This is a genomic window from Niveispirillum sp. CC-CTL257, assembly GCF_059489915.1.
This window is the reverse complement of record NZ_JCAJXE010000001.1, coordinates 806,446-829,600: the sequence shown is the minus strand read 5'-3', so window position 1 is coordinate 829,600 and position 23,155 is coordinate 806,446. Positions and strand designations below refer to the sequence as shown.

The 23,155-nt window shown below is 63.0% G+C and carries 21 protein-coding genes; 10 read left to right on the top strand and 11 right to left on the bottom strand.

Translation table 11 applies throughout. The features are described from left to right. Positions 1 to 5: 5 nt before the first annotated feature. The 3 genes from mlaD to ABC729_RS04025 form a co-directional block, all read right to left on the bottom strand. On the bottom strand, positions 6 to 482 hold the full coding sequence (gene mlaD / locus ABC729_RS04035) for an outer membrane lipid asymmetry maintenance protein MlaD (protein ID WP_495606364.1): 477 nt from the start codon (positions 480 to 482) through the stop codon (positions 6 to 8). Positions 483 to 586: 104 nt separating this feature from the next. Next, the gene (locus ABC729_RS04030) at positions 587 to 976 is read right to left on the bottom strand and encodes an NADH:ubiquinone oxidoreductase subunit NDUFA12 (RefSeq protein WP_495606363.1); all 390 of its coding nucleotides are present in this window, start codon (positions 974 to 976) and stop codon (positions 587 to 589) included. A 508-nt stretch (positions 977 to 1,484) separates the two neighbouring features. Beyond that, a complete protein-coding gene (locus ABC729_RS04025; protein WP_495606362.1) occupies positions 1,485 to 2,513 on the bottom strand; it encodes a lysylphosphatidylglycerol synthase domain-containing protein in 1,029 nt (342 codons plus the stop codon). A gap of 411 nt (positions 2,514 to 2,924) precedes the next feature. Between ABC729_RS04025 and ABC729_RS04020 the strand changes: the two genes are divergently transcribed. Then, on the top strand, positions 2,925 to 6,716 hold the full coding sequence (locus ABC729_RS04020) for a vitamin B12-dependent ribonucleotide reductase (RefSeq protein WP_495606361.1): 3,792 nt from the start codon (positions 2,925 to 2,927) through the stop codon (positions 6,714 to 6,716). 3 nt (positions 6,717 to 6,719) lie between these two features. Here the strand turns inward: ABC729_RS04020 and ABC729_RS04015 are convergent, their stop codons facing one another. After that, positions 6,720 to 7,913: a hypothetical protein gene (locus ABC729_RS04015; protein WP_495606360.1), complete on the bottom strand. Its 1,194-nt coding sequence runs from the start codon at positions 7,911 to 7,913 to the stop codon at positions 6,720 to 6,722. A 377-nt stretch (positions 7,914 to 8,290) separates the two neighbouring features. On the opposite strand from ABC729_RS04015, the gene ABC729_RS04010 reads away from it, so the two are divergent. From ABC729_RS04010 to ABC729_RS04000, 3 genes are all read left to right on the top strand, one after another. Continuing rightward, positions 8,291 to 9,064: an N-acetylmuramoyl-L-alanine amidase family protein gene (locus ABC729_RS04010; RefSeq protein WP_495606359.1), complete on the top strand. Its 774-nt coding sequence runs from the start codon at positions 8,291 to 8,293 to the stop codon at positions 9,062 to 9,064. 158 nt (positions 9,065 to 9,222) lie between these two features. After that, positions 9,223 to 9,750, top strand: a complete 528-nt coding sequence (locus tag ABC729_RS04005; RefSeq protein ID WP_495606358.1) for a BON domain-containing protein — start codon at positions 9,223 to 9,225, stop codon at positions 9,748 to 9,750. Then, positions 9,731 to 11,089, top strand: coding sequence for a hypothetical protein (locus ABC729_RS04000; protein ID WP_495606357.1), 1,359 nt, complete (start codon positions 9,731 to 9,733; stop codon positions 11,087 to 11,089). The genes ABC729_RS04005 and ABC729_RS04000 overlap by 20 nt, the downstream gene beginning before the upstream one ends. Positions 11,090 to 11,103: 14 nt before the next feature. Here ABC729_RS04000 and ABC729_RS03995 read toward each other — a convergent pair whose 3' ends face one another. The 3 genes from ABC729_RS03995 to ABC729_RS03985 all read right to left on the bottom strand — a co-directional run bounded on the left by ABC729_RS03995 (position 11,104) and on the right by ABC729_RS03985 (position 12,490). Beyond that, positions 11,104 to 11,616, bottom strand: coding sequence for an MmcB family DNA repair protein (locus ABC729_RS03995; RefSeq protein WP_495606356.1), 513 nt, complete (start codon positions 11,614 to 11,616; stop codon positions 11,104 to 11,106). Between the two features lie 60 nt (positions 11,617 to 11,676). Next, entirely contained in the window at positions 11,677 to 11,961 is a 285-nt protein-coding gene (locus tag ABC729_RS03990) for a hypothetical protein (protein WP_495606355.1), read from the bottom strand. Positions 11,962 to 12,229: 268 nt separating this feature from the next. After that, the gene (locus ABC729_RS03985; protein WP_495608694.1) at positions 12,230 to 12,490 is read right to left on the bottom strand and encodes a hypothetical protein; all 261 of its coding nucleotides are present in this window, start codon (positions 12,488 to 12,490) and stop codon (positions 12,230 to 12,232) included. On the opposite strand from ABC729_RS03985, the gene ABC729_RS03980 reads away from it, so the two are divergent. Further along, the gene (locus ABC729_RS03980) at positions 12,392 to 12,619 is read left to right on the top strand and encodes a hypothetical protein (protein ID WP_495608637.1); all 228 of its coding nucleotides are present in this window, start codon (positions 12,392 to 12,394) and stop codon (positions 12,617 to 12,619) included. The genes ABC729_RS03985 and ABC729_RS03980 overlap by 99 nt on opposite strands. Before the next feature lie 50 nt (positions 12,620 to 12,669). Next, positions 12,670 to 14,412, top strand: coding sequence for a tetratricopeptide repeat protein (locus ABC729_RS03975; protein ID WP_495606354.1), 1,743 nt, complete (start codon positions 12,670 to 12,672; stop codon positions 14,410 to 14,412). Between the two features lie 7 nt (positions 14,413 to 14,419). Here ABC729_RS03975 and ABC729_RS03970 read toward each other — a convergent pair whose 3' ends face one another. Both ABC729_RS03970 and ABC729_RS03965 read right to left on the bottom strand, forming a co-directional pair. Further along, positions 14,420 to 15,355 carry a bifunctional riboflavin kinase/FAD synthetase gene (locus ABC729_RS03970; RefSeq protein WP_495606353.1) on the bottom strand — a complete coding sequence of 312 codons (936 nt, stop codon included), beginning with the start codon at positions 15,353 to 15,355 and terminating at the stop codon, positions 14,420 to 14,422. Between the two features lie 84 nt (positions 15,356 to 15,439). After that, the gene (locus tag ABC729_RS03965) at positions 15,440 to 16,627 is read right to left on the bottom strand and encodes an MFS transporter (RefSeq protein ID WP_495606352.1); all 1,188 of its coding nucleotides are present in this window, start codon (positions 16,625 to 16,627) and stop codon (positions 15,440 to 15,442) included. A 105-nt stretch (positions 16,628 to 16,732) separates the two neighbouring features. Between ABC729_RS03965 and ABC729_RS03960 the strand changes: the two genes are divergently transcribed. Then, positions 16,733 to 17,638, top strand: coding sequence for a LysR family transcriptional regulator (locus ABC729_RS03960; RefSeq protein ID WP_495606351.1), 906 nt, complete (start codon positions 16,733 to 16,735; stop codon positions 17,636 to 17,638). Positions 17,639 to 17,734: 96 nt separating this feature from the next. Next, complete coding sequence (locus tag ABC729_RS03955; protein WP_495606350.1) at positions 17,735 to 18,424, top strand: glutathione binding-like protein; 690 nt, start codon at positions 17,735 to 17,737, stop codon at positions 18,422 to 18,424. A 36-nt stretch (positions 18,425 to 18,460) separates the two neighbouring features. Here the strand turns inward: ABC729_RS03955 and ABC729_RS03950 are convergent, their stop codons facing one another. Next, on the bottom strand, positions 18,461 to 18,811 hold the full coding sequence (locus tag ABC729_RS03950; RefSeq protein WP_495606349.1) for a DUF488 domain-containing protein: 351 nt from the start codon (positions 18,809 to 18,811) through the stop codon (positions 18,461 to 18,463). A gap of 102 nt (positions 18,812 to 18,913) precedes the next feature. On the opposite strand from ABC729_RS03950, the gene ABC729_RS03945 reads away from it, so the two are divergent. Beyond that, positions 18,914 to 19,372, top strand: a complete 459-nt coding sequence (locus tag ABC729_RS03945) for a MarR family winged helix-turn-helix transcriptional regulator (RefSeq protein ID WP_495606348.1) — start codon at positions 18,914 to 18,916, stop codon at positions 19,370 to 19,372. A gap of 1 nt (position 19,373) precedes the next feature. Here the strand turns inward: ABC729_RS03945 and ABC729_RS03940 are convergent, their stop codons facing one another. After that, positions 19,374 to 21,461, bottom strand: coding sequence for a ComEC/Rec2 family competence protein (locus tag ABC729_RS03940; RefSeq protein WP_495606347.1), 2,088 nt, complete (start codon positions 21,459 to 21,461; stop codon positions 19,374 to 19,376). 226 nt (positions 21,462 to 21,687) lie between these two features. Between ABC729_RS03940 and gltX the strand changes: the two genes are divergently transcribed. Continuing rightward, on the top strand, positions 21,688 to 23,091 hold the full coding sequence (gene gltX / locus ABC729_RS03935) for a glutamate--tRNA ligase (RefSeq protein ID WP_495606346.1): 1,404 nt from the start codon (positions 21,688 to 21,690) through the stop codon (positions 23,089 to 23,091). Positions 23,092 to 23,155: the final 64 nt, after the last annotated feature.

Below are 23,155 nucleotides of genomic sequence, written 5' to 3'. Positions count from 1 at the left end.
GGCGATCAGGGCGTAGCCGGCGCTTCGCCCTTCTTCTCGCCACCGGCGGAATTGAAGATGAAGCGGCCCAGCAACTCCTCCAGGTTCACGGCGGACTGCGTATACTCGATGGTTTCGCCGGCCTTCAGCTTGTCTTCTTCCCCACCGGGGTCCAGCTGAAGATAGCGGCCACCTAGCAGGCTTTCGCTGGCGATGCTGGCTGTCGTGTCGCGCGGTAGCTGCACATTGCTGTCAATATCCATGCGGACCACAGCCTGGAAGGTCTGCTTGTCCAGGTGCTGGCTGGTGACAGTCCCGACCTTCACGCCGGAGATACGCACATCGGCACCGGCGGCCAGACCGCCCGTGCTGCTGAACCGCGCTTCCAGCGGGTATCCCGACACGGCCTTCACGCTGCTGGTCGTGTAGGCAAAGAACAGGAAGAAGCCGGCGACCAGAAGGACGACGGCACCCAGGACGGTCTCGATCACGTTCTTGCGCATGGGACAGATCAACTCCTGCCGGACGGGAACCATGCCCGACCCTTTAAACGATCATGGCGGCGCTTTTGCGGCGCCGCCATGCGACATCCCAAAGATAGGGATGATCAGTTCGGCGTCCAGGCCTCGTAGTCACCCGTCGCCTTGTCACGCTTTCCACCGGCAAACAAATGGCCGGGCGGACGATAGGCCTGTGTGGTGCCCGTCGGGTTGGGCTGATGCGGCAACTGCCAGGACTTGTGGAAGGCGCTGTCGACCGGCAGGGGGGCCGCCATGTTGTAATGCATCCAGCCATGCCATTCCGGCGGTACCTTGGTCGCCTCAGGCTCACCCTTATAAAGGACCCAGCGGCGGGCCTTCATGCCGGGACGCGACTTCTTCTCTTCGAAGTAGCGGTTCCCGGCACCGTCGGTGCCAACCAGACGGCCAGCGCGCCAGACAAGCAGCTTGATCTGGATGTTGGCCATCCAGGTGGCCAGGGAAATACGGTCGCTCATGGCTTTTCCGTGATGCGGAACAAAGATCGGCGGCGACTATGCACCGGCGGCAGGGAGCTTGTCCACTGCAACGCGGCAAACTCAGATGTGTTTGCTGGCTTCTAAACGCCCAAAAAGAAAAGGCCGCATCCGATATCCTGTGTCACAGGCATCGGATGCGGCACCAAGGGCCGGAAGCAAATCTGTCAGACCAGCACATTAACCGCGCTGGGGGATGATGTGACATTGTTGCTGGGAGGCGGGGGCGGAGGCGGCGGAGGGACTGATGGCGCCGCTTCCAAAGCTGCTTTTGTACGAGGTATTGCAGAAGTGTAGGAAAGAGTTTGTCCAGTAACGCGATCGATGGGCATGGTGCCACCAACAGTACAGAGAACGGAACATGTCAATCATGTGACATGGCATGTAAGCATGATTGACCGAAACATTGATAGGACAGCACCCAAAAGATCACAAGAGACCAACTGTCTATCGATACAATTCTATTACAATTGAAAGGCAGTCGAATACCCTACTTCTTTCCACGCAAGCGATCCGCAGCACGCCCAAACCGGCCAGTATGATGGCGGATTTCCCACACAGCAATGGCAACGCCGGCGACAGCCAAGGGCAGCACATAATAAATGAAACGGTAGGCCAGCAAGGCACCCAGAATGGAACTGGCGGCGTCATGGTCGGCCATGCCCAGAAGGATAATACTTTCAAACACACCCAGGCCGCCCGGCACATGACTGAAGATCGCCACGATAAGCGCAGCGCAGAACAGGGCCACGAAGGAGGTGAAAGGAACCTGCACATCCACGGGCAGCAGCATCCACAGGATACCTGCTGTCACCACCAATTCGGCTGATGAGATGGTGATTTGGGAAACGACGCCGCCCCAACTGGGCAGCTGGATCGACCAGCGCCAGATTTTCACCGGCTTGTGTGTCACTGCCGTGATGATGCAGATGGCCAACAGGCCGAACAGCATAGCGGCCCCGATCCCCTGAACCGCCAGTTCCGGAATTTTTAGCAGGACCGACACCGGGTGCGGTCCCACGATCATGCCCACGGCCCCAGTGAAGGTCAGGCCCAGCGTGAAAGTGGTGGTGGAGAACACCACGACCTTGGCCACGTCGCCTGCGGAAAGACCCGCCGTGCCATAGGCGCGCAGACGCACCCCTGCTCCGCTGATCACCGCCCAGCCGACATTATTGGAAATGGCATAGCCGCATGCCGCCGCGAAGGCCGTGGTGCGGTAGGGCACCTTCTTCTTCAGATAAAGCAGCGCTGACAGGTCATAGAGAGTAAGCAGCCAGAAGGCCAGGGCGGTCAACCCGATAGCCTTGATCACCTTGGACAGCGGCAACGCCTCCAGATAGGCCAGCACCTCGCCAAAATTCACCTCTGCCACCACATGGCGCACGGCGAAGACCAGAAGTACGCCCAGGAACAGAACCGTGCCGATCCCCAACAACGCCTTTTGCCGCCGGCTGATACCATCGCTGGCGGGAGCGGCTTCAGTTGCAGGAGAATCGGGATCAGGCGTCAGGGGCATTCAGGGCACGACTTGGAAATGATACCGGCCACATTTGGCGGGCGCACCCTGCCACCGTTGAGGACGGAATGAAACCCCCTGTCCGGTGTGGATATGCCCTGCGACGGGGCACCTGACCTTATGCGTCACCCCGATGTGGGGATGATTGCGACTCACGCAAGAGGGGTTGGTACGTAATCCAGCATTTCCGCCGTTGATCGGGGGTGTGAAATGGACTCCGGCGGGTCGGGAACGTCAACCACAATAAGCGGTGTATAGCTCTGTTTTCCCCAACAAAATCTGGTTGCCGGCCCTGCCCCCGGTAGCCTAGCCTCTCGACCGTCACCATATATTGCGGTGTGGTCACGCCTGTCCCCCGTGGACGGGACCGGCCAGGATCGCCGCCTTGTTTGGGAAAAAGGGGCCAGGACCATGCGTATCGAGCGCCGTTTCACCGTTGAGGGTCAGGATGCCTATACGGATATCCCGTTCCGAACGGCGACAAGCGAGATTCGCAATCCCGATGGCTCCACCGTATTTCAGGCCAAGGATATCGAGGTGCCGGCTGAATGGAGTCAGGTTGCCTGTGACATCCTGGCTCAGAAATATTTCCGACGTGCTGGTGTGCCCAAGTCCCTAAAGGCGGTGGAGGAGAACAGCGTTCCCTCCTTCCTGTGGCGCCATGTCGCGGACGAGAAGTCCCTGGCCAAACTGCCTGCCGATCAGCGGATGGGCGGGGAGACCTCTGCCCGGCAGGTTTTCGACCGTTTGGCCGGCACCTGGACCTATTGGGGCTGGAAAGGCGGCTATTTCGATTCGGATGCCGATGCCTCGGCTTTCTTCGATGAAATGCGTTTCATGCTGGCGCGCCAGATGGCGGCCCCTAACAGCCCGCAATGGTTCAATACCGGCCTACACTGGGCCTATGGCATCGACGGTCCCGCCCAGGGGCATTTCTATGTCGATCCCACCACCGGTGCCGTCAGCCCGTCCAACTCCGCCTATGAGCGACCGCAGCCGCATGCCTGCTTCATCCAGTCGGTGGCCGACGATCTGGTCAATGAAGGCGGGATCATGGACCTGTGGGTGCGTGAGGCGCGCCTATTCAAGTATGGTTCCGGTAGCGGAACAAACTTCTCCCGCCTGCGTGGGGAGGATGAAAAACTGTCGGGCGGTGGCAAGTCCTCCGGCCTGATGAGTTTCCTGAAGATCGGTGATCGCGCGGCAGGCGCGATCAAGTCCGGCGGCACCACGCGCCGGGCCGCCAAGATGGTCACGGTCGATCTCGATCACCCCGATATCGAGGCTTATATCGACTGGAAGGTGGTGGAGGAGCAGAAGGTCGCCGCCCTGGTGACCGGGTCAAAGCAGGTGTCGCGCCACCTGAATATGGTGATGGCCGCCTGCAATGAGGGGATCGGTCCGGATGCGGAACGGCTGGACCCCGCCAAGAACCGTGCCCTGAAACGCGCCATCATCGCGGCACGGCGTGATCTGGTGCCCGAGAACTATATCCAGCGCGCGATCCAGCTGGCGGGTCAGGGCCATGCCGGCATTGATATTCGCACCTTTGATACCGATTGGGACTCCGAGGCCTATCTGACCGTCAGCGGCCAGAATTCCAACAATTCGGTGCGCGTGCCCAACGCCTTCCTGGAGGCGGTGCAGAGCGACGGCCCCTGGAACCTGACCCGCCGCACCGACGGCAAAGTGTCAAAGACGCTGCGCGCGCGCGACCTGTGGGACAAGATCGGCTATGCGGCATGGCAGTCGGCCGATCCCGGCGTACAGTTCAACACAACCATCAATGAATGGCACACCTGCCCGGCATCCGGCCGCATCAACGCGTCCAATCCGTGCAGTGAATATATGTTCCTGGACGACACGGCCTGTAACCTCGCCTCCATCAACCTGATGGAGTTCCGACGTCCCGACGGTCGTTTCGATATCGATGCGTTCACGCATGCCTGCCGACTCTGGACAATCGTCCTGGAAATTTCGGTCGCGATGGCGCAGTTCCCGAGCCGGGAAATCGCCCGGCTCTCCTATGATTTCCGCACCCTGGGTCTGGGTTTTGCCAATATCGGTGGCCTGCTGATGGCTGCCGGCCTCCCCTATGACAGTGTCGCGGGCCGATCACTGACGGGCGCCATCACGGCACTGATGACAGGTGTGGCCTATGCCACGTCGGCGGAGATGGCGCGGGAACTGGGCCCCTTCCCCGGCTTTGACGCCAACCGCGAACCGATGCTACGCGTCATCGCCAACCACCGCCGCGCCGCCCATGGTGCCCGCACAGGCTATGAGGGCCTGTCGGTGGCCCCGGTACCGCTGGTCAGTGATGAATGCCCCGATGCCGACCTGATCGTGGCGGCGCGCACCTCCTGGGATCAAGCGCTGGAGCTGGGCCGTGCCCATGGCTTCCGCAATGCCCAGACGACGGTGATCGCCCCCACCGGCACCATCGGCCTGGTCATGGATTGCGACACGACCGGGATCGAGCCCGATTTTGCGCTGGTGAAGTTCAAGAAGCTGGCCGGCGGCGGCTATTTCAAGATCATCAACCGCGTGGTGCCGGAGGCGCTGTCGCGCCTGGGTTATGAAGATGCAGCCATTGCCAAGATCGAACGCTACGCCGTCGGTCACGGCACCCTGATCGGGGCACCCGGTATCACCCATGATCGGCTGCGCAAGCTGGGCTTTGGCGATGCGGAGATCGAAAAGGTTGAGAGCGCGCTGGAATCGGCCTTCGATATCAAGTTCGTATTTAACAAATGGACCTTGGGCGCCGATTTCTGCATCGACACGCTGGGCATCCCGGCAGACCTGCTGGACAGTACCGGCTTCGATCTGCTGGCCCATCTGGGCTTTACCCGGAAGGAGATTGAGGCGGCCAATGTCTATGTTTCCGGCGCCATGACCCTGGAGGGCGCGCCCGGCCTTCGGGATGAACATCTGCCGGTCTTCGACTGCGCCAGTCCCTGCGGCAAGATCGGCAAGCGTTACCTGTCGGCGGAAGCCCATATCCGCATGATGGCGGCGGCGCAGCCCTTCATCTCCGGTGCCATTTCCAAGACGATCAACATGCCAAATGGGGCATCGGTCACGGCCTGCACCGACGCCTATATGCTGTCCTGGCAGTTGGGACTGAAGGCCAATGCGCTGTACCGTGACGGCTCCAAACTGTCGCAACCGTTGAACGCCCAGGTCCTGGAAGAGGACGAGGACGAGGACGATCTGACGGGTGAGGAGCCGACCTTGCTGGAACGCGTGGTGGAGGCCCCGGCTGCCGCCCGCATTCCCCTGGTCGCCGAACGGGTGGTCGAACGCGTCGTGGAGCGTGTGGTGGAAAAGGTCGTGCGGTCCGGCGGGCGGGAGAAGCTGCCGCAGCGGCGCAAGGGCTATACCCAGAAAGCCATGGTCGGTGGACACAAGGTCTATCTGCGTACCGGCGAGTATCAGGATGGCCGCCTGGGCGAGATTTTCATCGACATGCACAAAGAGGGTGCCGCCTTCCGGTCGATGATGAACAATTTCGCCATCGCGGTGTCACTGGGCCTGCAATATGGCGTGCCGCTGGAGGAGTATGTGGAGGCCTTCACCTTCACCCGCTTCGAACCGTCCGGCATGGTGCAGGGCAACGACGCCATCAAGATGTCGACCAGCATTCTGGATTATGTGTTCCGGGAACTGGCCATCTCCTATCTGGGCCGTAACGATCTGGCGCACGCCACGCCGGAGGATCTGTTGCCCGATACAATGGGCCGAGGCGACGCCCAGGCCGATCTGGCCGGCATGCCGGAGGCGGCCAATACCGCGCAGGAACTGCCGGACAATGCTGCCTACATGACGCAGGAGACGCTCGCCGCCGTCGCGCGCATTGCATCAACCGGCTATGTCCGGTCCAACCTTCGCGTGGTTCCCGGCGGGCAGCAGGGGCGGGTTCTGGCCGGGTTCCAGCAGGCGACGACAGCCTTCGCCGCCACCGGTACGGATGTGACCAACTTTGGCGGCGGCACCTCGGTCCATTCCGACAGCCTGTCCAGCACCGCCTTACGCGGTGGCACCGTTGGCCGGCATGACGCCCGGTTTGAGAAGGTGCGCGAAGCCCGCGCCCGTGGCTATGAGGGTGACCCCTGCCCCGAATGCCAGAACATGACCCTGGTGCGCAACGGCACCTGCCTGAAATGCGATACGTGCGGCGGGACCACGGGCTGTAGCTAAGCTTCAGCCCTGCTTGCGGCGGGCGTGGTGGGCCTGAACAAGGCGCCGTGCCTGCCGCAGCCGCTCCGGGTCGGACAGGTCGGCGGTGACCATGTCCGATTTGCTGGGGATCGGCAGGTCTGAAGGCCATTCCCGGTGTCGCAACCAGTTGGCCATGGCCATATAGGCCTGGGGATCCAGTTGGCGCAGGGCCGGGCGGGTGAGGTGCCCTGCCGTGATCCAGGGCATCCAGACGGAGCGCAGGAACCCGACAATATCCTGGTTGCGGTCAGGACGGTCGGCATAGAGCAGGGGTGCGCGATCCGGCAGGGCAGCCAAGCCCTGGTCCATCCCTGGCACCGCCGCCTGCCCCGCCAGGACGCGGCCAACCCAGGACAACAATTGCTCCCCGTCCCGATGGTCAGGCAGATGCCGGCGGATACTGTCACCCAGATCGGCCAGCACCGCCGCCACAGCATCAACATCAGGCTTGGGGCTTTGCGGGACCGGTGCAGTCCAGCCAAAGAACCGGACATTGGGTGTCGGCGGGCTGACCTTATCCGACCGTCGTCCCAACAGCGACAGAAGCCGTCCTCTACCCTCCGCCGCCGCCCTGCGCTCGCCGACACTGCGGTAGTACATCCCGGCGATATAGCCAGGCGACAACAGCATCATGTGGCAGAAATGCTGGGCGATTTCATAGATATACCACTCATTATCCCGAAAGCCCCGCTCCCATACCTCACGCGGCACGCCAGACTTTGCCCGCAGACCCATGGTAATGCGCCAGGGTGAAGGTTCGATCAGGTCTGGCAGGGTCAGGCTGGCCCCGATGAAATATTGATGATCGGCGAAAAAATCCTCAAAAGCCAGGGTGCGGGGACAAAGAAGCGGGCGTTCATGCGCCTCTGGCGCGCCGGTCCAGAAGATGGCCGTTTCATGCCGTCGCACCATGGTCTGCCGCAGGATGGGGGACCCCAGAAAGGCGAAGGGCTTGCGGATATAGGACGGGATGACACCCAGATTGCCGTCGATGGACCAGGCCACGCCATCGTCGGCAGGCCGCAGCAGATGGCGGATGGTGATGTTGTACTGGCCGATGGCGAACCGGCCCAGTTCCTCCAGGAACAACGCCTCCAGCCGGTCGCGCGCCTGCGCCATGGAAGCGCCTTCCTGCGCCCGCTCTACTTGCCGCAGATATTGCGCCAAGGCCATCATTTGGGTGACCTGCCGCCGGGACTCGGCACCGGGTTTATTCGTTACGCCTGTCATGACATGAGGATAACGCAGCGTGTGCGTTGTCGGCAGCCTCCAGTTTGTCGGAGGAGAAGCAGGCCAGAGATCCGTACCGGTCGCGCAATGGCTGTGTCTGCCCCTTCCACGAACGTGGCCCTGACCTGCTATCGTGGTTTTGCAGGCACACAATGCCGCAGTTGCGCAACAGGCACGCATGTTTCTGTTGCGCAACGGTGCGCCGGGGTCCAAACATTGTCCGTTGACGAAGGGCCAGACCATTCCGGGCCCGATTGGTGGTCGCGTCGATGAATCGCAGGGATTTGCTCCGTTTTGCTTTGGGTGTCCCGGTTGCTGTGCCGATGGCATCGGTCACGCTGCTGCACGCCCCCGCGTCGCATGCCCAGGCGCAGGAGGGTGGTAAGCCGAAGCCGCCATCGCGCAAGCCACGACCGCCCCGTCTTGTCATGCTGGACCCTGGTCATGGCGGCCACGATCCCGGCTGCATTGGGGCCAAGGGCACCTATGAAAAGAACGTCGTGCTGGATATCGCCAAGGAAGTTGCCCGCCAGGTGGGCAAGACCAAGGGCTGGCAGGTGGAACTGACGCGCAACGATGACCGTTTCGTTGATCTGAAGGAACGGGTGCGCATCGCCCAGTCGGCCAAGGCCGACCTGTTCATCTCCCTGCATGCCGACAGCGCGCCCAACAAGGCTGCGCGCGGCATGTCCGCCTATACCCTGTCGGAAAAGGCCAGCGACGAATTCGCCGCCGCCATCGCCCAGCAGGAGAATATTGCCGGCGGTCTGGGCGTCGATGTGTCGGGCCTGGATGAGAAGGTGGCCGGTATTCTTCTGGACCTTGCCGCCCGCCACACCGTCACGGCGGCGCTGCATGCCAAGCAATCGATCATCCAGGGGGCGGGCAAGGATGTCCGCCTGCTGGAAAACCCTATGCGGTCGGCGAATTTCGCGGTGCTTAAGGCGCCGGATATCCCATCGCTGCTGATCGAAACTGGCTTTTTGTCCAATCCCCAGGACGAGACGCTGCTGCGCGATGCCAAGGCACGCCGCAACATCGCCGGCATCCTGGCCCGTGAACTGACTGCGGTGATGACAGCCGCCCCCTTCGCCTGAGGCCCCCTTGACCACCCCGCCGGGGCGGAAACCGCATCCCCCGGCCCGGTTCTCACCACATTTCACCGTTAAAGTCCGGTCGTGACACGGGAAATTCACGACCGCAGGAGGCATGAACGATGGGGAACATGCGCCTTTGGGCGCCCAGGGGTCTGGGGATGGCGATGCTGCTGGCGGTGGGTTTTGCCCTGACCGCCCCGGCCATTGCACAGACCGATGCGGGGAATAATCCGGCCGTTGCCGCGTTGGATGATGACGGCCTGCGCAAGGCCGTTGAAAAGCGTTGGCGGGAGAATGGCGGGTTGGACGAACGGCTGCGCGTAGAGGTACGCGACAGCCGGGCATTGCTGACCGGCCGTGCCGCCAACCCCGACGAACGGGTGAACGCCGTGAAGCTGGCCTGGCAGGTCGATGGCCTGAAGGAAGTGATCAACGAGATCGGGATCGGCGATGAAAGCAGCCTGTCCGACCGGACCACGGACATGTGGATCACAGCGCAGCTGCGTAAGGATCTGATGACGGATTCGGAGATCACGTCCGGCAATTACACGATCGAGACTGTCAATCAGGTCATCTACCTGATGGGCCGCGCCCGCTCGCCGCAGGAACTGGAACGGGTACGCGACCATGCGCGTGAAATCGCGCGGGTCCGGCGGGTGGTGAGCCATGTCCAAGTTCCAAATTGACGCCGCACGCCTGTGGGGACAGGCCTTGTTCGTCCCTGCCCTGCTGGCCATTGCGCTGCTGATGGCGCCCAGCGTCGCCTGGGCGCAGACCAGCGACCAGAATGCGCAGGCCAACCGGCAGTTCGTGCAGGCCATGCAATCCATCCGGCAGGCCGATCAGTCCTATGACGAGGTGGAGCAGACCAAGCTTCTGCAACAGGCTGATGCGCTTCTGGCCGACATCATCACCCGCCTGCCGGAAAGCACGCTGGCCGTACAGCTGATGACCAATCAGTTCATCGGCGATTTCGACTATGTCGAGTTCAAGAACCGGCTGCGCGGGCTGGTCTGTGCCGATCCGAAATCGAATGCCTGCCTGCTGCACCGGATCGAGGCGCTGGTGACGCCCATCGAATATCCCATCGCGGCCCCGCGTTGGGACTGGCTGTCGCTGGCCATCGCCCATCATCAGATGGGAGATAAGGCACGGGTGAGACCCATCGTCGCCCCTTTCGTGCAGGCCCTGCGGACGGGTGGGGCCAAGGGGGACGTGAGCCCCGACCTGTTCGTCAGCCGTACCCTGGCCCTGACGGGCGAGGTGGACAGGGCGCTGGCCATCACGCGTGAGTTCCAGGACTGCGCCACCCGCGTCTATAACCTGTCCGATATTGTCGAGGCGCTGGTCTGGCGCGGCGACATGGCCAGGGCAACGGAAGTCACCGAAGAGGTGACGGAGTTCGCGCGCACCCAGGGCTGCGCCTGGGAACTGGGTCTGGTTGCCCAATCACTGCTGCATGTCGGGCTGGAGGCGCGGGCGCGCACCCTATTCCTCAATACGGTGGAGGAACAGTTCAGCCGCTTCAAGGACCGCCAGGGTAATTGCTGTCCGCCGGAGTTGGCCGTGGCTGCGGGCGATCTGGGTGACACCAATCTGGCGCTGGGTCTGCTGCGGACCGTTCAGGAAGAAAGCCCCTGGACCATCCCGCAAGTGCTGGGGCGGCTGGAGGCGCGGGGCGAAAAGGTCCTGACCCTGACCTATGCCGACCAGTTGCAGGATAATGACCTGAAGGCCGAAACCTATGTCGAGCTTATCGAAGGCTCGCTGAAGGCCAAGGACCGGGGGCAGGCCGATGCCCTGTCCGCCCGGCTGGACAAGACCGTCACTGATAGCCGCACGCCCATCACGCTGGCTCAACGGGCGCGGGCGGACAGGCTGCTCTACAACGACAACCGTTGGCGTGGCAGCTTCCAGGCTGCCATTTCAGAGGCTGAACGCGGCTCCGGTCAGCGGCGCGATATCGCGGTTCCCCTGCTGGCTGCACTGGTGGAAATTGAGACGGGCAAGCCGATGCTGGAGTAAGCGGGTTCCCCCGTTTACTCCCCCACCCGCAGGCCTGGATCCTCCACCCGGTGCAGGCGGGCCATGGCGATATGGGCAACCTTTAACGTCAATGCCTTACGCCGGGCCGCCGCCAGTTTGGCAAGCGGTGCCGGGCGGATGATTTCCGCGCCAAAGGCATCCGCAATGATCAGGCCGCATTCGGCCGGGATCAGATCGGTCGGGAAATCCGCGTCCACGGCGAAAAAGAACCGGTCGCAGAATTCCAGATATTCCGGCCATTTCTGGTCAGTCTTGAAATCGATGATGCTGCTTTTGACCTCGACGATGGTCACCTCGCCGTCGTCGGACAGGGCAAGAATGTCCGCCCGCCTGCCATTGGCCAGACAAAACTCGACCAGCCCCCGAACGCCCCGTTCAGCCAGCATGCGCCGGACACCACGTGTGATGGCCGCCGCCGCCTCCGATTGTGGTCGCGGCAATGGCACCATCGGGGTCGATGGTATCTCGGCAGCAGGCAAAGCGCGGTCAGCGACAGAAATGCTCATGAGTACGGATCATGAACATGTCCGCGCGATCTGGCAAGTCTGTTCGCGGCAGTCCGCAGATCAGCAGCGGACCGTCAGAACCGACGTGCCGCCCACACTGGAGGCCCGGACAACCGGCGTCAGCCCCGCCATCAACAAGCGGTTGCGGACACCTTCGACCGTCTCGGTGGGGCGTGTCAGGGTGATGCGTGTATCGCGATGGCCCAAGGCCCGGCTGCGCGCCACGGCGTTGAGGATCTGATCACTGAGGACCTCGACCCCGTCGAACACGGGATCGTTGGCCGGTGGCGGCGTATGCGCCGCAGTCGTTTCGAAAGCCTGGGTGGACAGTGCGGCAACCACCATGCCGTTTGCCGGATTGAGGGCTCCGGTCGCCACTGCGGGAAACATGCAAGGTCCCTGGGTTCGAGCAGCCGACGACTTCTCCGTCAGCAAGCCTTTTCTTACGCCGAAATCTGTTAAAAATCAGGCAGCAACCTGTCACGAATTTGCGCAGCGAGCCCGCAAATTATGCATGGGTGACATGTTTACACCCACCTGTCGTGGAAATGGCGGATTTCCGATATCGTGACCGCTCTCAACGCTGCGGGGATGATCGGAGTCTATCCTGCTTTCAACGCTGCTGAATCCTCCCGCTGCCATTCGCCGCTCCGTCGGCGGGCTGATCCTTGGTTTCGCCGTTATCGCGTTGCCCTGGATGGCGGTGCAGCCAGAGTTGGCCCCACCGGGAGAAGGCGGCGCGGACAAGTATTTGCACCTGCTCGCCTTCGCCGGCTTGGCGCTGGTTGGATTCTGGGCTGTCAGGGCTGTACTTGCGCGCGGTGTGATTGTCGCACTGCTCCTGCTTCTCGGCGCGGGTATCGAATGGATACAAGCATCCGTGCCGGGACGGGAGGGTAGTCTGGGAGATCTGGCCGCCGATGCAGCGGGCCTTTTGCTGGCACTCATCCTTTTGCGATGCTGGCCGATGGCACGGGATATGCTATTTCGTGAGACTGGTTGAAGACAGGGAAGTGCGGCCAATGCCGTCCCTGTGGGAAGGATGGTGGAACCGTGCGTGTTGTGGGCTTGCGGTCGTCGGTGGCGGCCTTGAACCTGATGATGCTGACCATGGCCCTTTCAGGCACGGCGTTGGCCCAGCAATCCTCTCTTTCCTCCTCCACAACGGCGCCGAAAACCGGCAGCAGCGCGATCTCCCAATATCTGACCGGCCGCATCGCCCAAAATGCCGGTGCCTGGGATATTGCCAGCGCCAATCTGGGTGCGGCTTTGAAACAGGACCCGGACAACCCTGCCCTGCTGCGTCGCACCTTCCTGTTATCCCTGGGTGAGGGACGTCAGCAGGAAGCGCTGGCCCTGGCTCGCCGTCAGGTGACGCAGGAGCAGGGCGGCAGCTTTGTTGCCCATGCCCTGCTGATCGCCGACGACCTGCGCGCCGGACGCACGACGGAAGCCGCGTCGCGCATCGCCAAGCTGCCCGCAGATGGCATGGGTCCCTATATCGGCCCGTTGCTGTCCAGCTGGATTGCCGTAGCGGAGGGGGATAATGACCGTGCCATCAAAATCCTGGACCCGCTGAACGCGCATGAAGGGTTCAAATCCATCCGCACGCAGCAACTGGCCGTGATCGAGGACCTGCGCGGCAACCGGGACGCGGCGTTCCAGTATTATTCGGAAGCGGCAAGGCAAGGCATGCCCCTGCGCCTTGTCCTGCTGATCGGCAATTTCCAGGAGCGTTCAGGTGCCGCCGACGCGGCCCGTCGTCTCTACCGTCAGTATCTCGACGCCAATCCCGACAGTATGGTGGTGGAAGACGCGCTGGCGCGCATGGACAAGGGCGGCGTGCCTGCCCCGCTGGTCGCCAATGCTGGCGCCGGCCTGGGCGAAGCGCTGTTTCAACTGGCGTCGGCACTTCATCAGGAAGGGGCGGCGGAGATGGCGCTGCTCTATGGCCGGGTGGCCCTGCATCTGACGCCGGAACAACCCCTGGCTCGCATGCTGGTCGGGGACATTCTGTCCAACCGGGACCGGGACGAGACAGCCCTGGCGGAGTATCGCGCCGTCACGGGCGGGGCGGGCATGTTGTGGATGGCCCGCATGCGGCAGGTGGATGTCCTGCGACAGCTGGACCGCGATGACGAAGCCGCCGCGTTGCTGCAGAAGATGGCGGCGGAACGCCCGACGCGCACCGACGCATTGCTGCGGCTGGGCGACATGCACCGCCTCGCCAAACGCCATGATCAGGCGCTCGCCGCCTATGATCAGGCCCTGGCACGGGTGAAGGAAGCGAAGCCCCGCGACTGGATGCTGCACTATGCGCGCGCCATGACGTTGGACGCCAAGGGCGACTGGTCAGGGACGGAGGCAGCGCTGAAGAAGGCGCTGGAGCTGCAGCCGGATCAACCCAGCCTGCTGAATTATCTGGGTTATTCCTATGTCGACCGCGGTGTGAACCTGGATCAGGGCAAGGCCATGATCGAGAAGGCCGTGGCACAGCGCCCGCATGATGGCTTCTTCACCGACAGCCTGGGCTGGGCCCTGTTCAAGCTGGGCAACGTCGAACAGGCGGTGGAGCTGCTGGAAAAGGCGCTGGATCTGGAACCCGGCGACCCGTCCATCAATGACCATCTGGGCGATGCCTATTGGGCTGTGGGCCGCCGTGACGAGGCGCGCTTCCAATGGTCCCGCGCCGCAATGCAGGCGGAGAAGGATGATGGCCTGCGCCGGTCGGCGGAGGCCAAACTGAAGAACGGGATGATCACGACGGTGAAGGCGGAAGGAACACCGGCCCCGTAAGGCCGGTTCAGCCCAACAGTTCGCGCGCCTTGGCGCTGTCGGCCACGATCTGGTCCTTCAGCGCCTGGAAACTGTCGAACTTCATTTCCGGCCGGATGAAACGGCACAGGCGCACGCGCAGATGCTTGCCATACAGGTCGCCCTCGAAATCGAACAGATGGGCCTCCAGCCGTTCGGTCGCCCCGCCGACAGTCGGACGGCGACCGATATTGGCGACACCCTTGTGCCAGACTGTGCGCGCCCCGTCATCCACCCCGGCCAGGATGGCATAGACGCCCAGACGCGGGCGCAGATAGGTACCCAGTTCGACATTGGCGGTGGGAAAGCCAATGGTGCGCCCGCGCTTGTCGCCATGCTCCACCCGGCCCTCGATCTCCCAATCATGGCCCAGGATGGATGCCGCCTGCTCCACCTCTCCCGCCTGCAAATGCTGGCGCACGCGGGTGGAGGAAAAGGCGGTGGCGTCAGGACCAGCGACCGGGCGGACCTCCGTCACCGTGAAACCGAACCTTTCCCCAGCGTCGCGCAGAAAGGCCATATCCCCGCCGCGCTTGTGCCCGAAGACAAAATCGTACCCGGCCACCACATGCGACGCGGCCAGCCCCTCCACCAGGATCTGCTGCACAAACTCGTCTGCGGTCAGGTGGGAGAAAGCTTCGTCAAACCGCACCTCGAACAGGGCGTCGATGCCCAGCGCCTCCACCAGCCGCGCCTTGATGCGCCAGGGCGTCAGGCGGAAGGGGGCGTCATCGCGACGGAACAGGCTGCGCGGGTGCGGCTCAAAGGTCAGGACGGCGGCGGGAACGCCATTGGCGCGGGCGGCATCCTTGGCGGCCTCGATAACGGCGCGGTGTCCCTGATGCACGCCGTCGAAATTGCCAAGCGCGACCGCGCAGCCGCGAATGGCTGCCGGAAGGTCGGTGGTATGGCGATAAATCAGCATGGCGCCGCAGGATGGTTGCTAAATCTGCCATGGGTATAGTCGCAAGCGGGGATGGCGGTCCAGTCCCGCCATCCCCAGCCCACCTCAATGCAGCGGCGTCGCGATGACAGGACGGACACTGACCGCCCCCCGATCCAAGGCCCGGCTGACCAGTGCCACAGCAAGACCAGCCAGCGTCACCAGGGCCGCAACCCAGGTGACGGCACCCAGGCCCGGCCCCTGATCGATGGTCACCCCACCGACCCAGGCGCCCAGGGCATTACCCAGATTGAAGGCCGCGATGTTGAGGCTGCTGGCCAGCCCCTGCCCCGCCCCTTCCGCCTTTTCCAGCACGCGCATCTGCAAGGGAGCGACCGTGGCGAAGGCGGCGACACCCATCAGGCCGACAAAGATGATGGCCGCGATCTTGTCGTGCATGACAAAGCCCATCACGCCCTCCACCAGGGCCAGCGCAATCAGAGTGCCCAGCAGCGTGGGCATCAGCCGCTTGTCCGCCAGCTTGCCGCCCAGCAGGTTGCCGATGGCTAGACCACCGCCGAACACCAGCAGGATGGGCGAGACGGCGGCATCGGAAAAGCCGGTGATGCGGGTCAAGATCGGCTGGATATAGGTGAAGACGGCAAATACACCGGCGAAACCCAAAGCCGTCATCACCAGCCCCAGCCAGACCTGCGGCTTGGTCAGCACCGTCAGTTCCTGACGGATGGAAAGGGGTCGCGGTGCCGCCTTATCCGCCGGCACGAAAACAGCCAGCACCAGCGTGGCAACGACACCGATCAGGGCCACCGCCCAGAAGGTGGAACGCCAGCCGAAATGCAGGCCCAGCCACGCCCCGAACGGCACACCCAGCAAGGTGGCCATGGTCAGTCCGGTGAACATGATGGCGATGGCCGATGCCTTGCGGTCAGGGGCCACCAGACCCGTAGCCACGATGGAGCCGACACCGAAGAAGGTGCCATGCGCCAGCGACGTGATGACCCGTGCTACCATGAGCAAAGGATAGTCCGGTGCAATGGCGCAGGCGATATTACCTATGGTGAACACCACCATCAGGGCGACCAGCAGCACCTTGCGCGGCAGCCGGCCCGTGACAAGGGTCAGAAGCGGCGCGCCGGCAAACACCCCCAGCGCGTAGCCGGAGATGAGCAAACCCGCCGTGGAAACGGAGATACCGAGGTCGGCAGAAACCTGCAACAGCAGGCCCATGATGACGAATTCCGTCGTGCCGATGCCAAAGGCACCAGCCGTCAGGGCAAATAATCCGATTGGCATGATTTCAGGTTCCGGATGAAGCGGATGACATGGGCGGCAAGATGGACGCATCCACATCCATGAACTAGACTGCCCATCGGAACATGATTTGTGAGTTCAGATCACATGTCGCGATTGGAGATCAACCGGGCCGGCGAGATGGAGGTCTTTGCCCGCGTGGTGGAGGCAGGCAACTTCTCCGGCGCTGCCCGGGCGTTGAACATGACACCGTCGGCGGTCAGCAAGCTGGTGGCGCGGATGGAGGCACGGCTGGGCGCACGCCTGCTGAACCGCACCACCCGGCAACTGCGCCTGACGCCGGAGGGCGACCTGTTCCATGAACGCTGCCGCCGCATCCTGGCCGACATGACGGAAGCCGAGCAGGAGGTGGCAGCAGGCAGTACCCCGCGCGGACCAGTACGCATCAACAGTTCAGTGCCGCTGGGCATGCTCTATCTGCTGCCGCTGGTACCGAAGCTGTCGGCACTTTACCCTGAGATCCAGTTGGACATTACCCTGACCGACATGGTCGTGGACCTGATGCAGGAACGCGCCGACATCGCCATCCGCGTCGGCCCGCTGAAGGGTGCCAATCTGCTGGCCCGCAAACTGGGCGAAGGCCGGGTGGTGGTCGTCGCCTCCCCCGACTATCTGGCCCGCCACGGCACACCGCGCACGCCCGACGATCTGGCCCACCACAATCTGATGGCTTTTGGCTTTGTGCGCAGCGTCGGGCCCTGGCCCTTCCGCCTGGCCGATGGCAGCCGGATTGAGGTGCCGGTACGTGGCAATATCCGCCTGGGCGATGGCGAAAGCATGCGGCATCTGGCCCTGGCCGGGCACGGGCTGGCGCGCCACGGCCTTTTCCATGTGGCCGCCGACATCGCCGCAGGGCGGCTGGTGCCCGTGCTGGAGGATTATTCGACGGGAGAACTGGAGATGGTGCATGCCGTGTTTCAGGGCGGCCCCGTCATGCCACCCCGCATCCGTGCGGTGATCGACTTCCTGGCCCGCGAAATGCGCATCGGGTGATGCATCCTTGCTGTGCGCGCCCTCACTTTCGGGGTGGGATCAATGCCGATAGGGTGAGCGCCATCTGACCCAACCCGTCATTGCAAGGAACCGTCAATGACCATCCAGCTTCATGCCTGGCCGACTCCGAACGGCTACAAGGTCTCCATCGCGCTTGAGGAAATGGGCCTGCCGTATGACGTGCATGCCGTGAATATCGGCGCTGGTGACCAGTTCAATCCCGACTTCCTGAAGATCGCGCCCAATAATCGCATGCCGGCCATTGTCGATCCCGAAGGACCGGAGGGCAAGCCGCTGAGCCTGTTTGAAAGCGGCGCCATCCTGATCTATCTGGCGGAGAAGACCGGGCAGTTCCGACCCAAAGACCCTGCCGTCTGGTACACCCATATTCAGTGGCTGATGTGGCAGATGGGCGGCGTCGGGCCGATGTTTGGTCAGGCCGGGCATTTCATAATCTATGCGCCGGAGAAGGTGCCCTACGGTGTCGAACGCTATCGCAACGAATCCCGGCGCCTGCTGAAAGTGGCGAATACCCGCCTGGGCGAAGTTGCCTATCTGGGTGGTGATGATTACGGCATCGCCGACATGGCCACATTCCCCTGGGTCCGCAATGCGCCGAAATATGACATTGACCTGAACGAGTTCCCGAATGTTCAGCGCTGGTTCAACGCCATCGCCGCCCGGCCGGGGGTACAACGCGGCCTGGGCCTGCTGGCTGACAAGGTGAAGCCGGCGGGCACCCCGCTGTCCGACAAGGAACGCGAGAACCTTTACGGTAAGAAGTAAGCGCGTACTGGGGCCTGTCGTATCGTCGGCAGGCCCCTATCCACGAAGAATGTCAGCCAACGCAGCGGCATTGTTACACACCTCATCCTTCGCGGCATAAAGCAGAGTGACCGGCCCGCGTTCGGCCAGTTCACGCAAACGGTACAGCGCTTCCCGACCGGAGCCCACGGCCAGTTCCGCCCTATAGGCCGGAGGGAAAAGGTGCCAGCGGTCAGGATCGCCATGGATGCGTTTGCGCAGGGCATGACTGGGCGCTACTTCCTTTATCCATAGATCAATGGCTGATTTTTCCCAGGAAATGCCGCGCGGCCAGAGCGCATCCACCAGCACCCGGAGGCCATCAGTATCAGCCGGCGGCGCATAGACACGTTTCACCCTGACATCCATGCTCACTTCCCCGTCAGAGGGCCACAAAGGCGACACGTATCGCCGCCGGCCTTACATTGTTTTGTCATTTTCTTGTATCTACAAATATTGTATATACAAGTGATGAGCCGATCTGACAAGCCCCCCCGCTTCACGCTGCGCGATGACGCTGCCGAAGCCTTCGCCACCGACCTCTCCGCCCTGGCCCGTCTGGCAGCGCGGCGCCTGACCCGTCATCTTGACCGATGGCTGGAACCGTCCGGTCTGGGGGCGACACAGTTCGGCCTTCTGTCACTTGTCGCCGCTGCCGATGACGATCACCTGTCGGCGCTGGCCGCAAAGGCCGGGCTGGACCCATCCACCCTGACGCGCAATCTGGAGGGACTGGCCCGGCAGGGGCTGGTGGAGGTGACCAGTTCGGGTCCTGACCGCCGGCGCCGCGCCGCCTGGCTGACCGAAACCGGCGCCCGTGCGCTGGCCATGGCGATCCCGCTCTGGCGGCAGGCACAGGCCGAACTGCCGCCGGGCCTCGGGTCGCTGGCACGGGATTTATGTCGGCGAACGGATGATCTGGAGGCCTGAATCAGTTCCAGGGACGCGCTGACGCACCAGCCCGGACGGCATCCACCCTGATATCTCCATCAAGGTAGAGCGCATGCGCGCCCCTGTCAGCCAGGGCCTGCGGCCCAACCACAATCGGGGCGGCACATTCACTGACAGGGTGGCGCGTGACCAAGGCGTCAATGCCGGGCTGGCACAGTGTACTGACAGCCGCGGGGGACAGGGCGATGGCGACTCGCCGACCGTTCAACCGGTAGAGGCAGGCATCCGGCGTGGCGCAGGTCAGGCGGCCATCTTTGCTGCCCTTCTTGGGCCAGGTTTGGGGTTCACCCGGAAGTCCGTCCCGTTGCGCCCATTCAGCACTGTCGAACCGTCCGGCGCGCCGGGTGGAGACGGCAAGGGAACCATCGGCCAGACGGACAGCCACCACCTTGCCATCCCCGTTGATCCGCAGATCGGGCTGCGGGGCCAGGGGCAGAAACATCAGACCGGCCAGCATGCCGGCCAAACCCAGCAGCCTGATCCGCCCCTGCCACAGGCACAGCCAAAGGCAGGAAAGGGTAAAAATTACCAGCCCTGTCGCCGGCAGCAGCGGCAGATGCAAGGCCGCCCCCGGCATGTCGGCGACCCAATGCGCCGTCCACAGAATCGCCTCCGCCCCCCATCCCATGGCCGTGATCGCCCAGCCTTCCAGGCCCAGCGGCATCAGCAGGTAGACCAGCAGCCCCCAGGGCATGACCCAGAAGCTGGTCACCGGCACCGCGATCATGTTGGCCAGCAGGCCGTAGTTCGACATCTGCTGGAAATGATGCAGACCAAAGGGAATGGTGACCAGACCCGCCACCAGAGAGGTCAGCGACAAGCTGCCGGCATAGGTCAGGCCACGGCCAACCCACCCTTGTCCGCCTTCCTTCCGCCGTGCGGCCATCCAGGGCGTCGCCACCTCGAACGCGGCGACCAGCGCGATGACGGCGGCGAACGACATCTGGAAACTGGGGCCGATCATGCTTTCCGGCTGGATCAGCATCACCACCAGGGCCGCCACCGCCACGACCCGCAGGGAGAAGGGATTGCGGTCCACCAGCACCGCCAGCAGCATGACGCCGGTCATCAGCACCGACCGCTGCGTCGGCACGGGCGATCCCACCATCAGCATATAGAATATGGACGCGACGAGCGCCGCCACCGCCGCATATTTCTTGATGGGGTGGCGCAGGGCGAATGCAGGCCACAGAGCCATGACACCGCGCAGCAGAAAGAAGACCAGCCCCGCCACCAGCGCGATATGCAGGCCGGAGATGGATAGAAGATGCTGCAAACCGGATTGCCGCATCGCCTCCATATCCCTTTCCGGAATGGCTGTCGGTTGTCCATTCAACAGGGCGGTGACCATCCCAGCCGTGGCCTGATCGGGCAACCGTGCCGCAACGCGATCAGCAATCACATGCCGCCATTGCTCCAGCAACACCCCGTCATCCGCCGGCCCCGCCAGCCGCCGCACACGGCCCAGCGCGAAGCCAGTCCCTCCTACTCCCAGGAAATAGAGATGGCGGCGGAAATCGAAGGCCCCCGGTTCGACGGCGTCCGATGTAGGGCCGATGGCCGCGAACAGACGCACCCGTTCCCCTATCAGAGGCATGGTTTCGGTATTCCGCATGGAAATGCGCAATAGGTTGGGTGTATCGGCAATTGCCAGACCCGGCACCGTCAGGTCGGTCAGGAACAACCGCATACCCTTGTCCAACCGGTCGATCTGTACCACCCGCCCCTTGACCCCAACGGGACCGATACTCTCCCGCAGCATCGGGGCCGCCACCAGCGACGTGCGCAACTGCGCCGCCGCGAAGCCCAGCGGGACCGCCAGCAACAATATCCAGGCAGCCAGTGCCCAATCGGGTCGCCGGACCTGGACAAAGCCGGCAACCGCCACCGCAAGGAGGATGCCCCCGGCCCCCGCCCATACCGGCGGCTCATGATCCAGGGCGAAATAGACACCGATCCCCACCCCGAGCAAGACGGGAAACCAAAGGACCCAACGCCCGCTTTCAGCCAGCAGGCCAGCGACCAGCCAGGATAACCCGGTCCGCCGCGCCAGCCCATCCAACCGCATGCAACCATCCTTGCCAGGGGATGAATACAATTAGATGAAAATAGACTGCGCTTCACTATTTAATTTTGATCATGGGTAGGTTGCGTCAACCCACCCGGCAAGGGCGCACCCACGACTTTTCGAGGGGGGAGCATCTGCGGTCCAATGCTGTTCACAAGACGCACGGCTGTGCTAAACCAACGCGCAAACAATCATTCTGCCCTTATGGGCCCATAAGAGTTTCGCGATGATCGTCACCCGCTTCGCCCCCTCGCCCACCGGTTACCTTCATATCGGCGGCGGCCGCACGGCCCTGTTCAACTGGCTGTTTGCCAAGCATCACCAGGGCAAGTTCCTGCTGCGCATCGAGGATACAGACCGCGCCCGGTCCACCGATGCCGCTGTGGAAGCCATTCTGGAAGGGCTGAAATGGCTGGGTCTGGAATGGGATGGCGAAGCGATCAGCCAGTTTCAGCGCAAGGACCGGCATGCAGAAGTAGTGGCACAGATGCTGGCCAACGGCACCGCCTATCGCTGCTATTGCACCCCGGAAGAACTGGACGCGATGCGCGAGGCACAGAAGGCCGTTGGCCAGCAGCCGCGCTATGACGGTCGCTGGCGCGACCGCGACCCGTCGGAGGCCCCCGCCGGCGTCGCGCCGGCCATCCGCCTGAAGGCTCCGCGTGAGGGCGAAACGGTGGTGAAGGACCATGTGCAGGGCGAAGTGCGGGTGCAGAACAGCCAGCTGGATGATCTGATCCTGCTGCGCTCCGACGGCACGCCCACCTATCTGCTGGCGGTTGTGGTCGATGATCATGACATGGACGTCACCCATGTCGTGCGCGGTGACGACCATCTGACCAACACCTTCCGTCAGATCCAGATTTACAATGCCATGGGCTGGAAGACCCCGGAATTCGCCCATATCCCCCTGATCCATGGGCCGGACGGGGCCAAGCTGTCCAAGCGCCACGGCGCGCTGGGGATCGAAGCCTATCGCGACATGGGCTTCCTGCCGGAAACCATGCGCAATTACCTGCTGCGCCTGGGCTGGGGCCATGGTGATGCAGAGATCATTTCGACCGAACAGGCCATCGAATGGTTCACGCTGGAAGGGATCGGCCGTTCCCCGTCGCGTCTGGACTTCGCCAAGATGGAGAACCTGAACGCGCATTATATCCGTGAAGCGGATGATGCGCGTCTGGTCACCCTGACCACACCGTTCATTGAGGCCAAGATCGGCCGCACCCTGACGGATGTGGAGAAGGACCGGCTGCGGCGTTCCATCCCCGGCTTCAAGCCGCGCGTGAAGACGCTGATCGAGCTGGCCGAAGGGTCGCTGTACCTGTTCGCGGCCCGCCCGCTTGCCATGGATGAAAAGGCCGGCGCCCTACTGACGGCAGAGGTACGCGGCCAGATCGGTGCGCTGACCGCCAAGTTCGCCGAGACTGGCGAATGGACGGCGGGTGCGCTGGAGGCCATTGTCCGTGATTTCGCGGAGGCGAACGGTCTGAAGCTGGGCAAGGTGGCACAGCCGCTGCGCGCTGCCCTGACCGGAACCACGGTTTCGCCCCCGATTTTTGAGGTGGCGGAAATTCTCGGGCGCGAAGAGAGCCTGTCACGTTTAGAAGATGTCAAAAACCATGGTTAAAAAAGTGCTGTTGCGTTGCACTCGCTGCGGCGCGGCACTAAACTCCGCCCCACTTTCAAAAACG